Source organism: Burkholderia glumae LMG 2196 = ATCC 33617, assembly GCF_000960995.1.
GTDB classification, from domain to species: domain Bacteria; phylum Pseudomonadota; class Gammaproteobacteria; order Burkholderiales; family Burkholderiaceae; genus Burkholderia; species Burkholderia glumae.
This window is the reverse complement of sequence record NZ_CP009435.1, coordinates 1,241,665-1,261,726: the sequence shown is the minus strand read 5'-3', so window position 1 is coordinate 1,261,726 and position 20,062 is coordinate 1,241,665. Positions and strand designations below refer to the sequence as shown.

Below are 20,062 nucleotides of genomic sequence, written 5' to 3'. Positions count from 1 at the left end.
CCGGGCACGTGGATGCGCCGGGCCGGCGCGCCGAGCGCCGGTGCCACCCTGGAACTCGACGAGTCGGCCGCCGGACCGGCAACGCATTGCGCATTCTGAAGGAAACCACGCATGGAACTGGAACCGGCCGGTGCACCGAACCACCGGCCCGAGGAATCGGGCACCGGCCCACAGGGCGACGACGCCGCGCTCGAGGCGGCGCGGCGCGCGTTGCCCGCCCATACCGCGACGTCCGACACGGCGGTGGTGCTGCTCGTCGACGATCAGCCGATCGTGCGCGAGGCGGTCCGCCAGGCGCTGGCCGGCGAGGCCGGCATCGAGCTGCGCTACTGCCAGGATGCGACGCAGGCGCTCGACACCGCGCGCCAGACCAGGCCGACGCTGATCCTGCAGGATCTGGTGATGCCCGAGGTCGACGGCCTCACGCTGGTGCAGCAGTATCGCCGCACGCCGGAGCTGCGCGACGTGCCGATCATCGTGCTGTCGACCAAGGAGGAGCCGCGCATCAAGCAGGCCGCCTTCGAGGTCGGTGCCAACGACTACCTGATCAAGCTGCCCGACCGCGTCGAGCTGGTCGCGCGCATCCGCTATCACTCGCGCGCCTATGTGAACCTGCTGCAGCTGAACACCGCGTATCGCGCCCTGCGGCAATCCCAGGAAGAGTTGCTGCTCGCCAATCGCGAGCTCGAGCGGCTCTCGCAGTCGGACGGCCTCACCTCGCTGCCGAACCGGCGCTATCTGGATGCCTATCTCGAAGGAGAGTGGCGCAGGAGCCTGCGCGAGGGAGCCGAGCTGTCGATGCTGATGATCGACGTCGATCGCTTCAAGCAGTACAACGACACCTACGGCCACGTGGCGGGAGACGACGTGCTGCGCCAGGTGGGTGCCGCGCTGCAGCGCTGCATGAGCCGGCCCGGCGATCTCGCCGCGCGCTTCGGCGGCGAGGAGTTCGGTGTCGTGCTGCCCGGCACGCCGGCCGGCGGCGCGCGGCTCGTGGCCGAGAAGATCCGCCTCGCGGTGGCCGCCATGCAGGTGCCGCATTCGGGCGGCGCGGCCGACGGCATCGTCACGGTCAGCATCGGCGGCGCCTGCACCATCGCGACGCCGAGCGGATCGACCACGGCGCTGCTCGAGGCCGCCGACGCCGCGCTCTACGAGGCCAAGCGCGGCGGGCGCAACCGCGCCGTGATCTCGGCCTGAGCCGGGCCGCTGCCGCAGCGCGATGATCACGGCCTGCGGCATGCGCGGTCCGAAGCCGAACAGGAGCAGCGGGCTCCCTGCACCATGCCAGATGCGCGCCCGCTCGCGGTCGAACTTCGCCGCGGGCGACGCCGCCTTGCCCGTGATCTTGTCGCACGCCTAGGGCGGATCGCGCCGTTCGGCATACATCCCGCGATCGGCGGCAAGCGGTTGAAACGCTTCCCTGCAACGTCTGCCCGGACTGTCGCCGGCTTTTTATGAAGACGGAAAAGACCGGGACGGGTATAGAAGAAAAGCCATAAAAAAACCGGCCTTGAAGTGAGACAGGGAGCATCTTTTTACGGTGGACGGAACCATATCTCCACACTGATGCCCCCAATTGTTCTCCGAGATTCTGCCCTCGACGCTTTGAGCCGAACTATATATTTGCACCTTGTTCAAGCGCGAACGAATTCGTTGCACTTTGTTCAGCCCAAGGCGAGTCGTCAATGTGAGCGCGGGTCCCGCAGCATGCGTTGGAAGAACTAGTCTTAGAACGAGATCGGCGCTGCGCCTTGTAGAACTTTGGATCGGAAATCGCCGCGCAGTCCGATGCCAAATCGACTACGAGGTGTACATGCCCACCATTAGAAAGGCCGGCAGCAAGAACTCGCCACCACAGGGTTCATATCCACCAAGCATCCCGCCTGCCGTCATAGAAATGCTTACGGCTCAGGTTCAGAGGATGGTCGACGAATCTGGGAATCCGGATGGCTTTGACGTACAGTCATGGCTCCTCGACTGGCTTCATTCACCAGTTCCGGCTCTCGGCGGGCAACGCCCGGTGGACTACCTTCACACTCCCGAGGGCATAGATCTAATTTCGAGACTGCTGGCGAGCGCCCAAACCGGGGCTTACTGGTAAGCCCTTCAGACAGCCGTGCAGCACCGCCCCAAACCTTCCACGACTCCAAGGTTGCTCCAGCCGGCGACAGCATGATCCGCCTGTACCCAGAGAGCGCGAGCTTGGCACTTATGGACGAGGCGTATGGCTCCGATCAAGTGACGGGTCTTCTTCAACCTGGGCCGGATTCTTCTTCTCCCTCGACTTGGCGAGAATTTGACGGCGCGGCTCGAGCTGACGCGTTGTAGACCTGCGGCGTGCGGTAGCGGGTGTCGTCGTTGCCGATGCCGCCGATTCGACGCCGTAACGCTTCACGTTGCGCCGCCATGTCCGCTTTCACCTTGTCGCGGTGGACCCATTTGACATTTGGATCGTCGGCCTCCCGGATCGCCTTCTCAACTTGTTCTCAATACCAAGCGTCGTAGTCATCGCTCAAGGCCATCGCCCTCTTTCCTCGGCCGCCTCGAAACTCGCGCGAAATTATCCTATAGCACAAATAACTCAATACAATCAAAGGCTTAATTTGACCGCTGATGTTCGGCGCGCTATCGTCTCATCTTCGCGCAATCATGCAAAAGTGCCATGAGTGCCGCGACGCAGAACACTACATAGTCTGCGCAAAACCCACTTCCATTGGACCCCTTATTAATTTGGAGGAAATCCGAAATGGACGTTTGACCTTGTGCGGAAACACAAAGGGCCCAGCCGTTGGCGCGGCTGAGCCCTTCGAAAAACAGTGCATCCATGGAACGTGGATAGGCACATTCTAGCGGCCGACAGCACGCTGTCAAGGCTACTGGGAGTGTTTTTCTCGTCGTTTCCGCCCCCTTTATTTCATCGAGCCCCTCGCCTTGCATGTCGGCAGGCGAGGAGGGGCAACGCGTCCTCTCCATAGGAGGTTTTCGTGTTCAACGACGACGAACTACAAGCGCTATTTGACGCACTGGGTACACCAGTTCAGGGACAGAAAGCAATTCGCTGGATCCGCGCCAACTCCCCAGTTCGAAGGACAGATGGCGGGAGTATCAGCAATTCGGTGAGATATTGCAGCTTGAAGATGGGAACAACGGTGGACTGCGAGGCGTATCACACCGAATATGCTGCCGCGGCGACATGGGATCACGACGACGAAACCATCGAGTTCTATGGGCAACCCTACCACCTGACCATCGTACAAACCGCGCCGAGCGGGCGCCGCTCCAGCTTTCAGTATGTCCCTGATTTTTTGCGCATCACTCGAGCCGGTTTCCAGTTTGTCGAATGCAAGCTCGAGGAAGATCTGGTCAAGCTGGCACGAGAAAAACCTCACATGTACTCGGTTGATCAGTCCGGCGAGTGGCGTCGGATTGCGGCCGAGCAGGCAGCCGCCGAACTCGGCGCGACCTTCGTTATCCGTTCATCGCGCGAAAACGCATGGGCGCTCATCGAGAACCTTGAGTTTTTGCGCGACTACAAAGTGTGGAAGCCCCAGAACGACGTGTCGCAAATTGCAAGTCTCCACGAACGGATCGCGTCTCGTCCGTGGAGCACGATCGCTTCAGTACTCAATGACTTCCCTGATATCGCCGACACGTTGTACTCCGAGATCTCATCTGGGCGGATTGTGTTCGATTTGCCCAGCGATCGCCTAACCAATCCGCAGGAAGCGTTGGTTTTCCGGGACCGATATGCAGCCGTCGCATACCGCTCATTCGCCAAATCCGAAACTACATCGCCCCGTCAATCAATCACGCTCTCGATCAGCCCCGGTACTCGCTTCCAGTGGGACGGACGGCTTTGGGAAGTCCTGAACCGTGGTGATTCATCGATAGCATGTCGCAGTATCGATGAGAAGCCAGGCTCCCACTCACACTTCATTGAGCTTACCCCTGCCGTCCTCGACGAACTTGCTCAGCAGGGAAAGATCATCCCCGCGGTCGTCAAACTCGTCGCCGATCGGCGAGACGCGTTAGCAATCCTCGAACGCGTCAGTGTTCAAAAGCTACAAATCGCAGTGGAGCGTTATCGCGTTCTATTCGAGCCTGACGCCGCCACTACTCTGGCTCATCGTACACTCCGCACACAGAAATACTGGCTCGCCGAATATCGACGAGCCGAACATCACTACGGATACGGGTTCATTGGCCTAGTTCCAAACGTCGCTCAAAGCCAAGGCAATCACTGTCGGAAAATCGCGCAGCCAGTCATCGACGTCATGCAACACGTCTATCAAGAGAAGTGGACGAAGCCGCAACGGAAAACAATGACGGCAATGTATGGCCTGGTCATAAGCCTATGCAATCAGCAGGGATTTCGACCGCCGAGTCGCAAAACGTTCGTGGCTGAAATCAGGAAACTCAGGACGCCCAAAGATGTAGTCAAGCGACTCGGCTCCCGCGCGGCCTATGAATTGGATCCCATCGTTCCATATTGGTGGATTGAGCCGACAACACCTCCGCACGGGACGCACCCATTCCACATTGCGCATATCGACCATACTCCGCTGCCAATAAGATTTCGGGCGCGACTCAATGGCCGTGTTCTGAAGTCAATCTGGCTGACGCTGATGGTGTGCACATTCACACGGCGAATACTAGCGTACTACCTGACATTCGACCCTCCTTCCTATCGCTCATGCATGATGGTCATACGAGAGTGCGTTCGGCGACAAGGAAGAGTTCCTCAGTTCATCGTCGTCGACAGAGGCCCTGAGTTTGATTCGATTTACTTCGAGCAGCTCGCCGCTGCTCTCAAGTGCAACAAAAAACGGCGGAAAACGGCGCGTCCACATGATGGATCGGTGATCGAATCACTATTTGGCACAACCCAAGAGGCGTTCATTCATAACCTGCTTGGCAACACGCAAGCAGAAAGCCAATACAGAAAAGTCACCAAAGAGATATCCCCATCACGCCTGGCCATCTGGACCTACGAAACGTTCAGTCGAAAGTTCGAGGAATACCTTAACAAGGTATACGACAGAAATCACCACACTGTGCTCGGGTGTAGTCCGCTCGAGGCATACAACGCTGGCATCGAGCTAACGGGGCGTCGGCATCACGTTCGGGTTATATACGACGAGGCATTCATCTTGATGACCATGCCATCGACAGCCAAGGGCACCGCAAAAGTGACTGTCCGCGGCATCAAGGTCAACTACTGTTACTACTCGTCGCCAGCACTGCGAATCCTGTCGACGATCGGCGAACGGGTGCCTGTACGGTTCGATCCGTTCAACATGGGAATCGCATACGCGTACATCGAGAACAAGTGGCACGAATGCCACTCCGAGCACTACGTCGTGTTCCGCGGACGTTCACAGCGCGAAGTCCAACTAGCCAGCGAACGGTTACGTGAAAAATTTCGTCTCGCCGGCACCCAAGAATCCGTCAATGCCCAACGCTTGGCCGATTTCCTTACTACCGCAGAAGCTGAGGAAGCGCTCGCGCTTCAACGGCTTCATCAACTCGAAATGGAATCCTCCGCGCCTACGGTAACGAAGGACGTCCTATTGGAATCTACGTCGTCGAACAACGTAGTCGAGCTTGGCACCGACGACTACATCCCCTACCAGCCCAAGATCCTGGAGGAATTCTGATGTTTACATTCCCAGAAGACTCTCCACAATACGCCGCCTTGCTGAAATTCCAGTCAAGACGTGTAATGCATCTTCGGCTGAAGGAAGCACTCGATTCACTCGGCGATGTCGGCAACCCGTCTCGCGCCGATTCGTTCATGGCCCTTGTGGGTCCGTCCGGTGTCGGCAAGTCGGTTGCGGTCGAGGAGTTCATCAAGCGTATCAACATGTCATATGCAACCAAGCTGGAATCGGATCCATCGTTTGTGCCAGCCATATTGGTCCGCCTTCCAGCCCCAATCCGCGGAGATTTCAACTGGAAAGATGCGTTCGTCCGAACGCTTGAGCGATTCAACGAGCCCCTTATTCGTAAGCGCTCTTTGAAGGACGCCATTGCACGACGAGGCTGATTCACCGAGGCTACGTGTCCATGTTCAATGAGCGTGGACAGGTGTGCATGAACGAGCAACACGGAGGTTTGCAGAGCCGGTTGGTGGCCGATCGCAAGCGAGACGGACGGCGCAAGTACGACGAGGATGCGAAGCGCGAGTTGATACAGGCGTGTCTGAAGCCAGGGGTGTCGATCGCGCGGACGGCCATGGAGCACGACATCAATCCGAACCTCGTTCGGACGTGGATTTCCAAGTATCAGCGCGAACAAGCCGCGGGCGAGATAGCCAGCTCCGCGGCGGAGCCGTCACGAGAGGCTCGCGTCGAGTTGTCGACGGCTTCCGTGCCTGAGGAATCAGCCTTCATGCAGGTCGTCACCTCTGCGGCTGCCCCCACTCCGGCTAAATCGGCTGCGGTGTCCTCGCTGAAGGTGCACTTACCAAACGGCGTTTCCTTGGAGCTGAGCCAGGCGAACTTCGATGAACTGACGATGCTCGTCCAGATGCTCGGGAGGCTGCCGTGTTCCGGTTCGACGAAGGGCTGAAGGTCTACCTGCATCGCGATCCGGTCGACTTCCGCATGGGCATCAACGGGCTGTCGATCCTGGTCGAACAGGCGATGCGCCTGAACTCAATGACCTCGGCGCTGTTCGTCTTCGGCAACCGCCGTCGTGATCGAGTCAAGATCCTCGGCTGGGGCGGCAACGGTTTCTGGTTACTGCTCAAGCGACTCGAAGCCGACCGCTTCGTCTGGCCGAACGGTGGCGACACGATCACGATCAGCACCGAGCAGTTGCACTGGCTGCTCGACGGCATCGACCTGGCCGTGATCCAGAAGCATCCCCAGCGATATTACGCGCGGATGAGCTGAACACCACGCAGGTGGCGTGGTCTAATTGGCCATGCCGAACAGCCCCGTCATGCCGAGTGTTGAGCAATACCAGGCACTGCTCGCCGAACGCGATGCGCTGCGCGGTGAGCTTCGGCTCGTGACGGCTCAGCGCGATCTGGCCGAAGAGAAACTGCGGGCCTACAAGCACGAACTGTTCGGCGCCTCGAGCGAGGCGCGCCATGCCGACCAGCTCGGCCTGTTCAACGAAGCCGAGGCGCTGGCGACGACTGCCGACGCGCCCGCGCGCGAGGATATGCCCGGTACATCGGTCGCGGCCCACACGCGAGGCAAGCGCGGGCGCAAACCACTCGATCCGAATCTGCCGCGCGAGGTCGTGCGGCACGAGCTGCCCGAGTCCGAACGGTTCTGCGCCCATGACGGCCAGGCCCTCGTCGAGATCGGCGTGGAAACGAGCGAACAGCTCGACGTGATTCCCGAGCAAGTGCGCGTCGTTCAGCACCAGCGGGTCAAGTACGCGTGCCCATGCTGCGATCTCGGCATCAAGGTCACGCTGGCGCCGACGCGCATCATTCCGCGCGGGCTGCTCACGGAATCCGCGCTGGCGTGGATCATCACCGGCAAGTATCAGTACGGCATGCCGCTGTATCGTCAGGCCACACTGCTGCGTCGCTTCGGCGGTGACATCTCGTCGAATACGCTGGCCGCCAGCGTGGTGCGGGTAGGTCTGGCCACGCAGCCGGTGATCAACCTGATGCGCGACGCGCTGCTCGAATCGAACTTGATCTACGGCGACGAAACCACGTTCCAGGTGCTGAAGGAACCAGGACGAAGGCCGCAGACGAAGAGTTACCTGTGGGCGCAGGTCAACGGCTCGGGGCCGTCCGTGCGGATGTTCTCCTACTCGCCCGGGCGCGGTGCTCAACATGCGCAGAAGCTGTATGCCGGTGTACAGCCCGGCACTGCGCTGATGACGGATGGCTACGAGCTCTATAACGGCATCGCCCACGATCACCAGCTCGTGCATCTCGGATGCTGGGCACACGTGCGCCGCGGCTTCATCAAGGCCGAGGAGTCGGTGCCGAAGGCGGCACGCTCACCGGATCTGCTGGCCACACGCTTCGTGGCACTGATCGGCAAGCTGTTCGCGGCCGAGGCGCGCAGTGCGAAGTGGGAGTCTGAACGTCGGCGACGGCTGCGCGCCCGGTACAGCGCCCGCGTGCTCGTCATCATCGAGCGCATGCTAATCGAGCATCTGCCGGGCGTCGTGCCGTCGAGTTTGCTCGGCAAGGCATTGCAGTACATGAACGGACAGTGGCCCAAGCTGGTCCGCTACGTCGAGAACGGCAACTGGCCGATCTCGAACAACCTGTGCGAGAACGCGATAAGGCCGTTCGTCGTCGGCCGCAAGGGCTGGCTGTTCTCTGATACGGTCGCCGGTGCGCAGGCCAGTGCCAACCTGTACTCCCTCGTCGAGACGTGCAAGGCGAACGGCATCGAGCCGTATCGCTATCTGGTCTGGCTGTTCACCAGGTTGCCGCTCGCTGCAACCGCCGACGACTACGCCGATCTCATGCCTTGGAGAATGTCTGCTGGCCTCAACCGCTGAGGGGCGTCGTTAAAAGACCGCGTACCCTTATTCGACGAAAAGTCATCCAACGAATGCTGGTCGAGCTCGACGGGGAGGTCATCGGCAATCTTCCTTCACTGGTTGCGGAAGAACTGAGGCGTGCCCTAAGAAGCTGCGTCATCCACCGAGGAGCCAAAATCATCGCGTTCGACGAAGCGAGCCATCTGTTCATTGTCCGCTCGAGGTCGCAGCTCTCACTTCAATTGCAGCTAGTCAAGTCTCTCAAAAACGACATCGAAATCCCGATGATTCTAGCCGCCACCTATGAGCTCATCAAACCGGAAAACTTCGATTCACAACTGCTCAGGCGCTCAGATGTTGTTCATTTCAGGCGATACACGGCCGAGGATCTGCTGAGCGGCAACTCATACGGCAACTCATTCCGCGACGCCATACACACGATGCTTCACGCACTCCCAGTCGAATGGGACCAGAGCTTGATGAATCATGCCGATTATTTTCTCATGCGCTCAGTTGGATGTGTAGGCATCCTTAAAACATGGTTGCAGCGAGCACTGGAGCGAGCCCTGCATCACAATCTCCTGGTCGATGGAACGCTGCTCGAGGCAACGGCCTTCTCTAACTACAAGCTGATGACAATGTTGAAGGAGGCAGTGGCTGGAGAGGCTCTGCTCAAGGACATCAAGGAAGACGATCTTGCCCGGGAGCTTGGCTTCGATTACATCCCCACAACTTCATCTCGCAAACCGAGCACCTCCTCGGAGTCACGTCGCCTTGTTAAGAAGCGCCGACCGGGAACAAGGAAGCCCGGTCGAGATCCCATTGGAGGTGAATCAAATGACCTCTGATGACGACCTTTGGCAAGCATCGAATTGGCAAATGCCGGAACGAAGTCGCCTCTATCGGATCGCTCCACTGGGTAGAGATTCCATCATGCGGGAGGCATTGCATAGCGTGTTGATCCGCCTCGCCCTGGCCCACACAGTAAGCCCGCTTGTTCTGATGAGTCGCGAGATCGTTCCGGAGACAAGGATTCGACATACCAAGCATAGTTCAAGCTTCACGGAGTCTCACTTGAAGACCATGAACGGAGTGGGTAAGTATGCAGCGGAGCTCACCCGAAAACTGGAAAACTTGACGAGCCAGCGACAGCTAAGCGAATGCTCCTTCATGCTGTGGTCCGGCCTACTCGACCCGCGAGCACTGGGGTTACTGTCTACGCATCCGAGATGGTGCCCACTGTGCTTCCTCGAATGGCGTGACGCGGGACACGAACCCTATTTGCCGTTGATCTGGCAAGCCGCCCCCATTTTGGTGTGCCCAGTCCATAGCATGGCGCTGCAGTATGAATGCCCAACCTGCCGGCGGGTACAGCCGTTTGTGCCACGCCATGCCCATGTTGATTTTTGTTCTCGGTGCGGCAGTTGGCTAGCGGCAAACTATAAGGAGCTTCGGGGAATCGCCAAAGCCAGTCGTCTCAGCCCACAGCAGCGGTACAACATCGATGCCATCGGCGAGATGATTCTCCGAGGCCCGGAAATCAGCGAGCTGCTCACGGCACAACATCTGCAGACTCGTATTGCCGAGATGGCCGACCATCACTTCGACGGCACCGTCGCGAACATCGAGAGAGCCCTCGGATTCACAAAGAGAGTCATTAGCCAATGGCGTTATCGAGATGTGAAACCGTCACTGCCTGCCTTCCTTCTAATGACACAAGGGTTACGCACTACGCCCGTTGCGTTGCTGCGGAATGGACTCGACGAATCGTTTGCAGCACCTCCGCAACGGCAATTCCGGAAACCTACACGCCGCACCTTAGATCTATCAGTTAGGCAGCGCAACGCTTTGACTGAGGCGCTCCGAACCATCATCGCCAAAGGGTACTCCGAGCACCCGATGAAAGACGTCGCAGAGAAATTGGGTTACAAGTATACGTACCTTCGATACTGGTTCGAGGACGAGTGTCGACAGATCTCAAAACTTCACCAACAGTGGGTTCAGGCTCGGCGTCTGGCGAAGGAAGAGCATGACGCAGAGCTTGCAACGCAGCTCGTACAGACGCTGTATTCAACACAGGCGCATGTCACTCGACGCCATACCGAAAAGTGCTTGCGGGAAGCGGGCTTATCGCTCGCCAACCCAGTTGTACGTGAAGCGGCAAATCGTGTGAAGTTCGATCATTTTTCTGCCAGTCGACCAATTCAGCATAGCGGTCCGAACGAGGTATTCGCCTCTGTCGAACACTGGTCCGAAGATCCACCTCCGCCAGACTGAAGCAGCGTCGTGAGGTGGTTAAGAGCGTTGTAGGTCACCGTCTGCGTCCTCGTGCTGGGTCGATAGCGTCGATGAGCGCGTCACATAAACTGCGATCAACGCCGTTACTCGTTCGCCTGAGTCGGGATCGGTGACCGATGCTTGCTGACAATAAAGCGCTGCAGTTGGTCCCAGGCATCCAGATAACGAAACTTCGGCACTGCGGCCAGTTGTTGATCGTGCAGCACCAGCACCCGTTCGACCACCGTCTGTTCTTGGTCCAGCAACAAGCACGGTTCGCCATGCTCAACGCGAGCGATGCATGCGTTCAAGACGGCCTCCGCCTGCCGATATAGTTCGAGGTCCATGCCGTTTGCAGTCTCGCCGCGCATGTAAAAAGCCAGATAGACCACCCGTAGCAAACAGCAGAGCCGATCCAGATCACCACGACCCGCGCGCACCACCGCCAAAGCAAGGTGGTTCTCAAGCGACAGCGACCGAACCTTCTCCGCGGACAACGGCAGCAACATGGCTTTCGTTCGCGCGGGGCGTGCACTGCGAAGCGAGCTCTGTTTTTTCATCGATCGGTACACTTCGTTCTTGCAACCCGTGAGCGTCAAATACTCGCCCCCCCGCCTGACCTCGTATATCGCCGACGTGGTAAAAGAGAGGGGCACTGAGCGGCACGTCGGCGATGTACGAATAGGACACGTGATTCTACCCACGAGGGTGCTACCATGCATTCATCATATAGCGCACAAGGGTATCGTTATGAGCGAAACCACCTTTACGTTTCGGGTCGATGACGCCCTGAAAACTGCGTTCTCGGCTGCGGCGAAGGCTCATGACCGAACAGGTGCGCAGCTCTTGCGCGACTTCATGCGGGACTACGTAAAGCAGCAACAAGAAGCGATCGAATATGACGCATGGCTGCGCGCCAAGGTCGAGCGGTCGCAAGTCTCAGCCGACATTGGCAATTTAGTGCCGGCTGCCGAAGTCGACACCGAGTTCGCAGCATGTCGGGCTGCAACACGTCGCCGGCTAGAAGCGGCGAAGTAATGGATCCTCTCTGGACGCCAGAGGCACAAGACTGCGCAAACATTTTCGACTACATCGAAGCAGACAACCCGGCAACGTCCCGGCACACCGGCGGCGCCCGTCCCCCCGGAAAAAAACAAGAAACACTCGATGGATGACCTACCCGACAAGCTGCGCCGCAACGTCGTTATGCTCTCGGCCGCGATCGTCGCGATCACCGTGTTTGACCTGTCGTTCAAGCCCACCGGCACGCTGCTCGGCTTTGCCCAGGTCGGCAACGTCACGCCGCTGAAAGTCTGGCTCAGCCTTTTCGCGGTGCTCATCTACGTGTTCCTGCGCTACTGGTTCCATGATGAGACCGACGTCGAGCGCGCGCGGCTCGCGCAGGAGTTTGACAACCGGCGCCACGCGTTGATCTCGCGACACCTGAAGCGCACGGTGGAACGCTATCTTGTTCACAGCCAGACGCCGCGCTACCTCATCGATTTTGACGATCTTGCCGAGGCGCAGCTAGCCCGCTTTGCAGACCGAGGCCCTCTCACGCAGGCCATCGCCAACACGGGCATCGACCGCGATGGGTCTTCCCCGTGGCAAGGCGGAGTCCGGTATGCGTTGGACCTTAAGTGGGCATGCGGCAATCACTATCAAAGCAGTTACGGGTGCTCCTACACATTTCAACTGCCGCGGCAGGTGGTGGCGTGGATTGTCCTGCGCTGTGCGCTGAGCACCGCTACGTATTCAAAAAGCGCGGTCGACACCCTCGTGCCGACGTGCTTGGCCGCGCTCGCCACAGGCATGTGCGTTTTTCAGCTCGTCATGGTGGCGGTGAAACCATGACCGTGCGCATCTCTCATGCGCATCCGGAGGGTCGCCATAATGTTCCCTAGTTTTCTTATAGCTCCATCGACTCCGTGACTGCGACCGCCCCGTTACTATCTTCCCGCCTCGATAATCGGGGCTATGGCCAGCCAGGCCCGGCATGATTCTCGCCCCCAGTCGCAGTCATGATCCGGGGGGGTTGTCACCGGGCCTGGTGGGTGGCTGGTGATCGCTGATATGGGTTTGGCCGGGATATCCCGACGCCGTCCGTAACGTGGATGCCGAGACTTGCCACCGTTGTTGCAGGCCAATCCGTTCACTCTGCATAAACTTCGATGCAAGACACTCAACAACGTGACGCCGTCGATGTCTTTGTCGGCGTCGATGCCTGCCACTGATCGACCGCGGCGTGACCGTTTTTGAGCACGGCTGGGGCACCGTGCGGGGCGATTCAGGGGCTGCCATCAGCGCGGCGATCGCCGCAGTCACTTCCGGGTTGTTCATCGCGAACTTGAACATCAAGTGGCTGAAAGCGCGTAAGTACGGCGCAGTGTTGATGTCCACGCAGAACTGACCCACCTGAGGCAGTAATTTTCATCGAATTTTGACCCACGTGATTGAATGCCCTGCTCAATCTTTGAGCAGGGGATACAGAGGTGATCACGGTGGGCATATTGGCCAAGATCAGGCGGATGTATTTCCGCGAGAAGGTCCCGCTGCGCGAGATTGCGAGGCGCACGGGCCTGTCCCGGAACACGGTGCGCAGCTGGCTTCGGCAAACGGATGCCGTTGAGCCGAAGTACCCGAAGCGCGTCAGCCCGAGCGTCGTCGACGAGTGGGCCGCGCAACTGACGGGCTGGCTGCGGGCAGACAGTCATCGCCCGAAGCGTGACCGGCGCACGGCCCGGTTCATGTTCGAGGCCATCCGCGGCGAGGGCTACGCCGGCAGCTACGGCCGCGTCAGCGCCTTCGTGAGACGCTGGCACGAGGAGCAGGCTGAAGCCCCGCGCAGGAAGGCCTATGTACCGCTGGCCTTCGAACCCGGCGAAGCATTCCAGTTTGACTGGAGCTGCGAATACGCCTTCATCGGCGGGTTGCGGCGACGCCTGGAGGTCGCCCACGTCAAGCTCAATGCCAGCCGGGCGTTCTGGCTGGTCGCCTATCCGACCCAGAGTCACGAGATGCTGTTCGATGCACACGCCCGCGCATTCGCCGCGTTCGGCGGCGTGCCGCGCCGCGGCATCTACGACAACATGAAGACCGCCGTGGACAAGGTCGGCCGAGGCAAGGAGCGCGCGGTCAACGCCCGCTTCGAGGCAATGTGCGGCCATTACCTGTTCGAGCCGGAATTCTGCAACCGTGCCGCCGGCTGGGAGAAGGGCATCGTTGAGAAGAACGTGCAGGACCGGCGCCGCCAGATCTGGCACGAGGCTGCGCTACGACGCTGGGAAACGCTGGAGATTCTGAACGAATGGGTCGCGGGCCAGTGTCGTCAGGCCTGGCAGATGCGGCACCCGCAGTGGCCCGAGCTGACGGTCGAGGACGTGCTGCAGGACGAACGCACCAGGCTGATGCCCAATCCACGCCCGTTCGACGGCTATGTCGAGCAGACCCTGCGGGTGTCGTCGACCAGCCTCATCCACTTCCAGCGCAACCGCTACAGCGTGCCCACCGAGTATACGAACCAGCTGGTGAGCGTGCGCTGCTATCCGGCATATCTCAGCGTCGTCGCCGACGCCCAGGAGATCGCACGCCACGAACGCAGCTTCGAGCGGCACATGACCTTCTACGACTGGCGCCATTACATCACGCTGGTCGAGCGCAAACCCGGCGCGTTGCGCAATGGTGCTCCGTTCGTCACGATGCCACAGCCGCTGCAGCAGTTGCAGCGACACCTACTGAAGCACCCGGGAGGCGATCGCATCATGACGCAGGTGCTCGCCGCGGTGCGCGAACACGGACTCGATGCCGTGCTGCTTGCTGTGCAGGCAGCGCTGGACTCGGGACGCCCCAGTGGGGAGCACGTTCTGAACGTGCTGAGCCGGTTGAAGGCGCCCACCACGAGTACCAACCTCGCGACGACGAAACTCCAGCTTACCGAAGAGCCGGCTGCCGACGTGAGCCGCTACGAAACCCTGCGCGCCAACCCACCGGAGGACCGTCATGTCTAACGACATCGCCGCCCAACTCAAGGGGCTCAAACTGCATGGCATGGCGAGCACCTGGCCAGAGCTGCTGGCGCAGTCGCGTCACACGGAGTTCGACCCGGAGCGCTTCATGAAGCAACTGCTGATGGCTGAGACGGCGGAGCGACAGGTGCGCTCGATCGCCTATCAGATGACCGCCGCTCGCTTCCCGGCTCACCGCGACCTGAAGGGCTTCGACTTCGCGCAGGCACACGTCGACGAAGCGCTGGTTCGAGAACTCAGTGACCTGTCGTTCCTCGCAAGCGCACACAACGTCGTGTTCATCGGTGGCCCCGGCACCGGCAAAACGCACCTCGCCTCAGCGATCGGAATTGAGGCCGTGCAGCGCCACGGCAAGCGCGTGCGCTACTTCTCGACCGTCGAGCTGACCAACGCACTGGAGCAGGAGAAGTCCATCGGCAAACAAGGCCAGATCGCCCATAAGCTGATGTACGTCGACCTGGTAATCCTCGACGAACTGGGCTACCTGCCGTTCAGCCAGACCGGTGGCGCATTGCTGTTCCACTTGCTCTCGAAGCTGTATGAACACACGAGTGTCGTGATCACCACCAACCTCAGCTTCGGCGAGTGGGCGACCGTGTTCGGGGACGCAAAGATGACGACGGCGCTGCTGGACCGCGTCACCCATCACTGCCACATCGTCGAAACGGGCAATGAATCCTGGCGCTTCAAGTCCAGTTCTGCCAAGGCGAAGACAACCAGAAAGAGAGCAGCAAAAGCAGCAGGCAGTGAGGAGTTATCGTAAGCGCTCAATTCGCCACACGTTGACGGTCGGGCCGAAGCTATGCGCTCGATCGATCAAGGCGGCGGCGGTGTAGCCGTTTGCCGTTTCGCGAAGTTGAACGGCAGCAAGTCCGTGATGTCGGCATCCGGGGCTCGCTGAGGCAGTTCGGTGAGCACATGAAGCAGGTAGGCATACGGCTCGACGTTGCATGCGCGGCACGTGAGCATGAGACTGTAGACCATTGCGCTCGCCTTCGCGCCAGCGACCGTGTCGCTGAACAGCCAAGATTTGCGGCCTGTGCAGAAGGGCCTGATGTCGCGTTCGATAACGTTATTGTCGATTGGGGCGCGGCCGTCGATGACGTAGCGGCTCAGATACTCCCATTGATTGCGCGTATAGCTGATCGCCTTGCCCAGCAGACTTTCGGGCAACACGTGTGGCGCCTGCTCGTCCAGCCAGGTCTTGAATGCAGTGAGCAACGGCACGCTATGTTCCTGGCGTAATCGGTACGTGTAATCGTCGCGGGTTTCTCCTTCGGGCAGACCGCCCTTGGCGAGCGTCTCGACCTGATACAACGCCTTGAAGTACTCAAGAGCCTGTGCCGCACGCCCACCGGGCTTCTTCTGACCTTTGAGCGCATCGACGAACGCCCTACGGGCGTGGGCAAGGCAGCCCAAGTGCGTCGCTGCGTCGAGCGTGCGCCACGCAGCGTAGCCGTCACTCATCAGCATGCCCGTGTATCCGGCCAGGAACGCTTGCGGATACTCTTGGCCGCGCCCTGGCTGGTAGTCGAACAGCACCACCGGCTGCTCGCATTGCTCGGCACTGCGATAGACCCACATATACGAGGTGCTTTGCGCGGTCTTGCCCGGTTCTTTGAGAACCTGCACCGTCGTCTCGTCGCCGTGAATCAACTGTTGCGATAGCAGCGTTTGGCGCAAGGCCTCGTACAGTCGGCTGTAGTGCAGTTGAGCGGGCCGGATGATCCAGTTGGCCAGCGTGCCGCGGCCCACCGCGATGTTCGCGCGCGAGAGCGCATCCTCCATGCGGTATAGCGGCGTGCCATCGACATATTTGCCCGCCGTCACGGTGGCGATGAGCGCTGCGCTCGCATTGCTGCCCGGCAGCGGCTGCGCCGGCATCGGGGCGGTCACGATCGGCGTGCTCTCGGCATTGCGCTCGCAGTGGCGACATGCGTACTTGAAGCGAACGTGCTGCAGCACAGAGGCTTTCACTTCGAAGTGCAGTTGCTCGCTGACTTCTTCGCCCATGCGATGCATCGCGCTGCGGCAGCAGGGGCAGACCTTCTCATCGTCGGGTAGATCGTATTCAATGCGCTGGCGCGGCAGCTCGGCCGGCAACGGTTTGCGGCCTCGCTTGCCCCGCTCTGGCTCATCGGGTGCGGGCAGCCCTGTGTCCGGCAACGCGAACGCGTCGTCGTCGGGGTCCTCCGATGGCGCTGCCGCAGCCATCTGCTCGGCCTCGTCGAATACGCGGTCCTTCAGCTTCTCGCTGCTCGGTGCGAAGCGTTTGCTCTGCGCCAAGCGGAACTGCTCCTCCAACTGGGCGATGCGTTCGCCTAGTTGTCGGTTGCGCGCCTCCAGTTCTCGGATATAGGCCTGAGCGGCCGACGGCAATTGCGAGAAGTCATGTTCGTCCATGCCGCTCACCATACCGGAGCGGCGCGCCCAGTGGGTTTACGGAAATGGGCAACAACCGTCGCGCGCGTTGTTTACCGACAACATCAGTTGGCGCCGCCTTCAACTCGCATGACGATACCGGCGCGCCGGGTGTCGCTGCATGGCGTCGATATCGATGCCGTCGAGCAGCCAGTGAAGCTGCTCGGTCGTCAACTCGATCACCGCTTGCTCTCGGTGGGGCCAGACGAAGTGGTCCGCTTCAAGACGCTTTAACATGAGCCAGAAGCCGGTGCGCTCATACAGCAGCAGCTTGACCCGATTGCGCTTGCGATTGCGGAACGCGAATATCGCTCGCGCGAACGGATCGAGCTGTAACGACTGCTCGACCAGCATCACGAGGCTGTTGATGCCGGCTCGGAAATCAATCGCATCGCGGTGCAAGTAGACCCGCAATTCGGCGTCGAGCCGAAACATTAGCGCACTCCCAATGCTTCGATCATCGCTCGCACGAGGGCGGCATCGTGCGCTGCGCATTCGAGTCGCAGCGTCACGCCATTGGGCAACTGCGCCGAAAGTCGAGCCTGCACGGCGGAGCTTATCGAGTGGTTCTTCTTCGGCGATTCAGGCGCGGGTGCGCGCTGCGCCACGGACATCACGTCGTTGACGGTCACGACCGGTACGAATGCCGATGGCGCCGGCTTACGAGTTGTCGTCAGCGCAGTCCCGCTCGTACGCTCGCGCAAGTGAATCCATTTATGCAGTTGGTTCGCGTTGACGCCGGCCTTCAGCGCAAGTCCGGCAATCGACGCACCTGGCTGCATACAGGCCTCGATCAGCTTGCGCTTACCCTCTGGATCAAAGCGTCGCTTGCCGGTGGCGGTCACGCCCGTCACCCGCAGCGGAAAGAAATCAACTTCGTTCTCTGTCATAGGTTGCGTCCGCAAGTTGTGGTTGCGGACGCAAGCCTGCGCGCATTCATCCGGGAATTCTAGGTGCGCTTAAATTCGCGCTTACGAGTTATCCACACCGGAATAGATGTACTACGCTGTCTCGGGGTGGGTCAGATTCAGATGAAAACGGTGGGTCAAGATTCGGTGAAAATCAACACCTAGACGCTGCACTGTCAGGTCGCCATCAAGTTAGACACCCTCGGCGGCCCCTTCACACTCGGCGGTGTGAAGGGGGTTTCCAAGCAACGAGGAACGGAAGCGCGAGTAGCTACGAACGCACCGCAGATGTATACGAACGAGGGCATTCCAAATTTACTGCGAATTTCACCGAAATCCGGCCAAGCCGACGTACAGATTGAGCCGGTCGATAGTCATGTAGCGTTGGAACTCGGGTTCTGCGAACTCCGATGGCCAATCACTCCGGGACGCTGAATGCCTCGGCGAGCCGTCCTCTCAATTGGTCAGGCTTGCGGAGCTCGCACTCCCAAACAATCAGCACGCGCCACCCCTGCTCTAGCAAGCGCCTCTCGTTATCAAGATCACGCTCGCGGTTGCGCTGTAGCTTTGGGATCCAAAACTCACGACGCGTCTCCGGTAACTTCCCTCGCGGACAATCATGTCCATGCCAGAAGCAGCCATGTACAAGTACGACCGTGGCGTGACGCCTAAGCACGATGTCAGGCGTTCCGGGGAGCGTCTTTTGGTGCAACCGGAATCGTAGTCCCAACCTGTGCAGGATGGAACGCACTACTTTCTCTGGTTTTGTATTCGACGAACGAACCGCTGCCATGTTACGGCTGCGCTGCGCTCTGGATACGCTGTCAGTCATTGATCGCGGTGAAGGGTCCGTGAATTCAATTGCACCGTCCGACCGCTTAGCCTTCGCGAGCCTCTTCCAGCCCCTTTCTTAGAGCGTTAGCGTGTGCCGTGATGAAGGGAGGCGGCAAGGCGTTACCGATCATCAGTGCAATCGACTCCTTGCCGTGAGCTACATTGAACTTGTACTTCCGTGGAAACCCCTGGAGGATCGCCGCTTCCCTCAGGGTGATCGTCCTATTTTGGCTCGGATGCAAAAAGCGACCCTTCGACGGATTGTGACAGCCGCTCGTTATTGTTGGCGCAACCTGATCCCAAGCCATACGTCCGTAGACGTCCCGGAATCCGTTGCTGCGCTTGTGGCACTCGAGCTGATATTTTTCAGGCAGGTCAACGCGACTACCGCCATTTTTAGGTATTAGCGCGATGAGTTCACGCACTTCTTTCGATCGGTTTTCTCCCAACGCATGCAGATCATCCTTTGCGTTCTTCGGGCTATCGAGACCACCAAGAGCTTCACGGACGGTTACTCGCTTGCTCGCCTTATCCGCCAGCACAGGTGTGTGGATATTTGAGGCCAGCATTATGAGACGCTTACGTCTCTGCGGCACCGCGTAGTCCGCCGCGTCCAGCACATGCACCACTGTCTCGTAACCCAATGTCTCGAGTTCACAGCGCATTTTGAGAAATCGAGCGTCCTTGGCCAAGGCCGGCACGTTTTCAAGCATTATTGTCTTTGGCTGCATGATCTCAACGAAGCGCAAGAAATCAGCAACAAGATCATTACGCTCGTCCTTGACCGACGTTCGTTGGTTCTTGGTCCGCAGCCGCGAAAACCCCTGACACGGCGGGCACCCGGCAAGAAGGTCGAGCTCGCCAGGCTTCAGCCCCGCTCCACGCAGCACCTCTGCCGGGTCTAATCCGCGAATATCTTGTGCGTAAAGACGAACCTTCGGGTGGTTTAGCCGATAGGTTTCCTGGGCCTTGCGGTCGATTTCAACGGCCGCGGCCACGACGAACCCTGCCTTCTTGAGGCCTAAACTCAGGCCTCCGCACCCACTAAACAGATCTATGGCGTGCAGCGGCTTTGCGTTGGTGTTCTCTTTGCGAATCATCAGCTTAAACTTGAGAGTCCGTGTAGTC

At 59.6% G+C, this 20,062-nt stretch carries 20 protein-coding genes; 14 read left to right on the top strand and 6 right to left on the bottom strand.

Going from position 1 to position 20,062, the window contains the following annotated elements:
- The first annotated feature begins 111 nt into the window (after positions 1 to 111).
- The 9 genes from KS03_RS18265 to KS03_RS30180 all read left to right on the top strand — a co-directional run bounded on the left by KS03_RS18265 (position 112) and on the right by KS03_RS30180 (position 10,746).
- Entirely contained in the window at positions 112 to 1,200 is a 1,089-nt protein-coding gene (locus tag KS03_RS18265; protein WP_012734318.1) for a diguanylate cyclase domain-containing protein, read from the top strand.
- A gap of 616 nt (positions 1,201 to 1,816) precedes the next feature.
- A complete protein-coding gene (locus KS03_RS33210) occupies positions 1,817 to 2,104 on the top strand; it encodes an MbcA/ParS/Xre antitoxin family protein (RefSeq protein ID WP_080942764.1) in 288 nt (95 codons plus the stop codon).
- An 883-nt stretch (positions 2,105 to 2,987) separates the two neighbouring features.
- On the top strand, positions 2,988 to 5,660 hold the full coding sequence (locus tag KS03_RS30185) for a DDE-type integrase/transposase/recombinase (protein ID WP_127913974.1): 2,673 nt from the start codon (positions 2,988 to 2,990) through the stop codon (positions 5,658 to 5,660).
- Positions 5,660 to 6,049, top strand: a complete 390-nt coding sequence (locus KS03_RS31525) for a TniB family NTP-binding protein (RefSeq protein ID WP_127913975.1) — start codon at positions 5,660 to 5,662, stop codon at positions 6,047 to 6,049. The genes KS03_RS30185 and KS03_RS31525 overlap by 1 nt, the downstream gene beginning before the upstream one ends.
- 47 nt (positions 6,050 to 6,096) lie before the next feature.
- Positions 6,097 to 6,573: an IS66-like element accessory protein TnpA gene (tnpA, locus tag KS03_RS18255; protein ID WP_012734051.1), complete on the top strand. Its 477-nt coding sequence runs from the start codon at positions 6,097 to 6,099 to the stop codon at positions 6,571 to 6,573.
- A complete protein-coding gene (gene tnpB, locus KS03_RS18250; RefSeq protein ID WP_012732753.1) occupies positions 6,549 to 6,899 on the top strand; it encodes an IS66 family insertion sequence element accessory protein TnpB in 351 nt (116 codons plus the stop codon). The genes tnpA (KS03_RS18255) and tnpB (KS03_RS18250) overlap by 25 nt, the downstream gene beginning before the upstream one ends.
- A gap of 31 nt (positions 6,900 to 6,930) precedes the next feature.
- On the top strand, positions 6,931 to 8,487 hold the full coding sequence (gene tnpC, locus KS03_RS18245) for an IS66 family transposase (protein WP_012732752.1): 1,557 nt from the start codon (positions 6,931 to 6,933) through the stop codon (positions 8,485 to 8,487).
- 53 nt (positions 8,488 to 8,540) lie between these two features.
- The gene (locus tag KS03_RS28990) at positions 8,541 to 9,317 is read left to right on the top strand and encodes a TniB family NTP-binding protein (protein ID WP_052690860.1); all 777 of its coding nucleotides are present in this window, start codon (positions 8,541 to 8,543) and stop codon (positions 9,315 to 9,317) included.
- Entirely contained in the window at positions 9,307 to 10,746 is a 1,440-nt protein-coding gene (locus KS03_RS30180) for a TniQ family protein (protein WP_080942762.1), read from the top strand. Before KS03_RS28990 ends, KS03_RS30180 begins: the two co-directional genes overlap by 11 nt.
- Before the next feature lie 104 nt (positions 10,747 to 10,850).
- Here KS03_RS30180 and KS03_RS18235 read toward each other — a convergent pair whose 3' ends face one another.
- On the bottom strand, positions 10,851 to 11,306 hold the full coding sequence (locus tag KS03_RS18235) for a hypothetical protein (protein ID WP_045678873.1): 456 nt from the start codon (positions 11,304 to 11,306) through the stop codon (positions 10,851 to 10,853).
- Positions 11,307 to 11,496: 190 nt separating this feature from the next.
- On the opposite strand from KS03_RS18235, the gene KS03_RS18230 reads away from it, so the two are divergent.
- The 5 genes from KS03_RS18230 (at position 11,497) to istB (ending at position 15,534) form a co-directional block, all read left to right on the top strand.
- Positions 11,497 to 11,784: a CopG family ribbon-helix-helix protein gene (locus KS03_RS18230; RefSeq protein WP_017432987.1), complete on the top strand. Its 288-nt coding sequence runs from the start codon at positions 11,497 to 11,499 to the stop codon at positions 11,782 to 11,784.
- A gap of 129 nt (positions 11,785 to 11,913) precedes the next feature.
- Entirely contained in the window at positions 11,914 to 12,600 is a 687-nt protein-coding gene (locus tag KS03_RS18225; RefSeq protein ID WP_017432986.1) for a hypothetical protein, read from the top strand.
- A 391-nt stretch (positions 12,601 to 12,991) separates the two neighbouring features.
- Positions 12,992 to 13,156, top strand: a complete 165-nt coding sequence (locus KS03_RS32070) for a hypothetical protein (RefSeq protein ID WP_017432985.1) — start codon at positions 12,992 to 12,994, stop codon at positions 13,154 to 13,156.
- Positions 13,157 to 13,274: 118 nt separating this feature from the next.
- Entirely contained in the window at positions 13,275 to 14,753 is a 1,479-nt protein-coding gene (gene istA, locus KS03_RS18220; RefSeq protein WP_390886183.1) for an IS21 family transposase, read from the top strand.
- The gene (istB, locus tag KS03_RS18215) at positions 14,746 to 15,534 is read left to right on the top strand and encodes an IS21-like element helper ATPase IstB (protein WP_017432983.1); all 789 of its coding nucleotides are present in this window, start codon (positions 14,746 to 14,748) and stop codon (positions 15,532 to 15,534) included. The genes istA and istB overlap by 8 nt, the downstream gene beginning before the upstream one ends.
- Positions 15,535 to 15,587: 53 nt before the next feature.
- On the opposite strand, the gene tnpC (KS03_RS18210) is transcribed toward istB, so the two are convergent.
- From tnpC (KS03_RS18210) to KS03_RS30175, 5 genes are all read right to left on the bottom strand, one after another.
- Positions 15,588 to 17,174 (bottom strand): IS66 family transposase, encoded by a 1,587-nt coding sequence (gene tnpC / locus KS03_RS18210; protein WP_012732733.1) that lies wholly within the window; start codon positions 17,172 to 17,174, stop codon positions 15,588 to 15,590.
- Between the two features lie 99 nt (positions 17,175 to 17,273).
- Positions 17,274 to 17,627 (bottom strand): IS66 family insertion sequence element accessory protein TnpB, encoded by a 354-nt coding sequence (tnpB, locus tag KS03_RS18205; protein ID WP_012732734.1) that lies wholly within the window; start codon positions 17,625 to 17,627, stop codon positions 17,274 to 17,276.
- A complete protein-coding gene (gene tnpA, locus KS03_RS18200) occupies positions 17,627 to 18,082 on the bottom strand; it encodes an IS66-like element accessory protein TnpA (RefSeq protein ID WP_012732735.1) in 456 nt (151 codons plus the stop codon). The genes tnpB (KS03_RS18205) and tnpA (KS03_RS18200) overlap by 1 nt, the downstream gene beginning before the upstream one ends.
- A gap of 436 nt (positions 18,083 to 18,518) precedes the next feature.
- A complete protein-coding gene (locus tag KS03_RS18195; RefSeq protein WP_045678872.1) occupies positions 18,519 to 18,932 on the bottom strand; it encodes a very short patch repair endonuclease in 414 nt (137 codons plus the stop codon).
- A gap of 46 nt (positions 18,933 to 18,978) precedes the next feature.
- Complete coding sequence (locus KS03_RS30175) at positions 18,979 to 20,034, bottom strand: DNA cytosine methyltransferase (RefSeq protein ID WP_045678871.1); 1,056 nt, start codon at positions 20,032 to 20,034, stop codon at positions 18,979 to 18,981.
- Positions 20,035 to 20,062 lie beyond the last annotated feature (28 nt).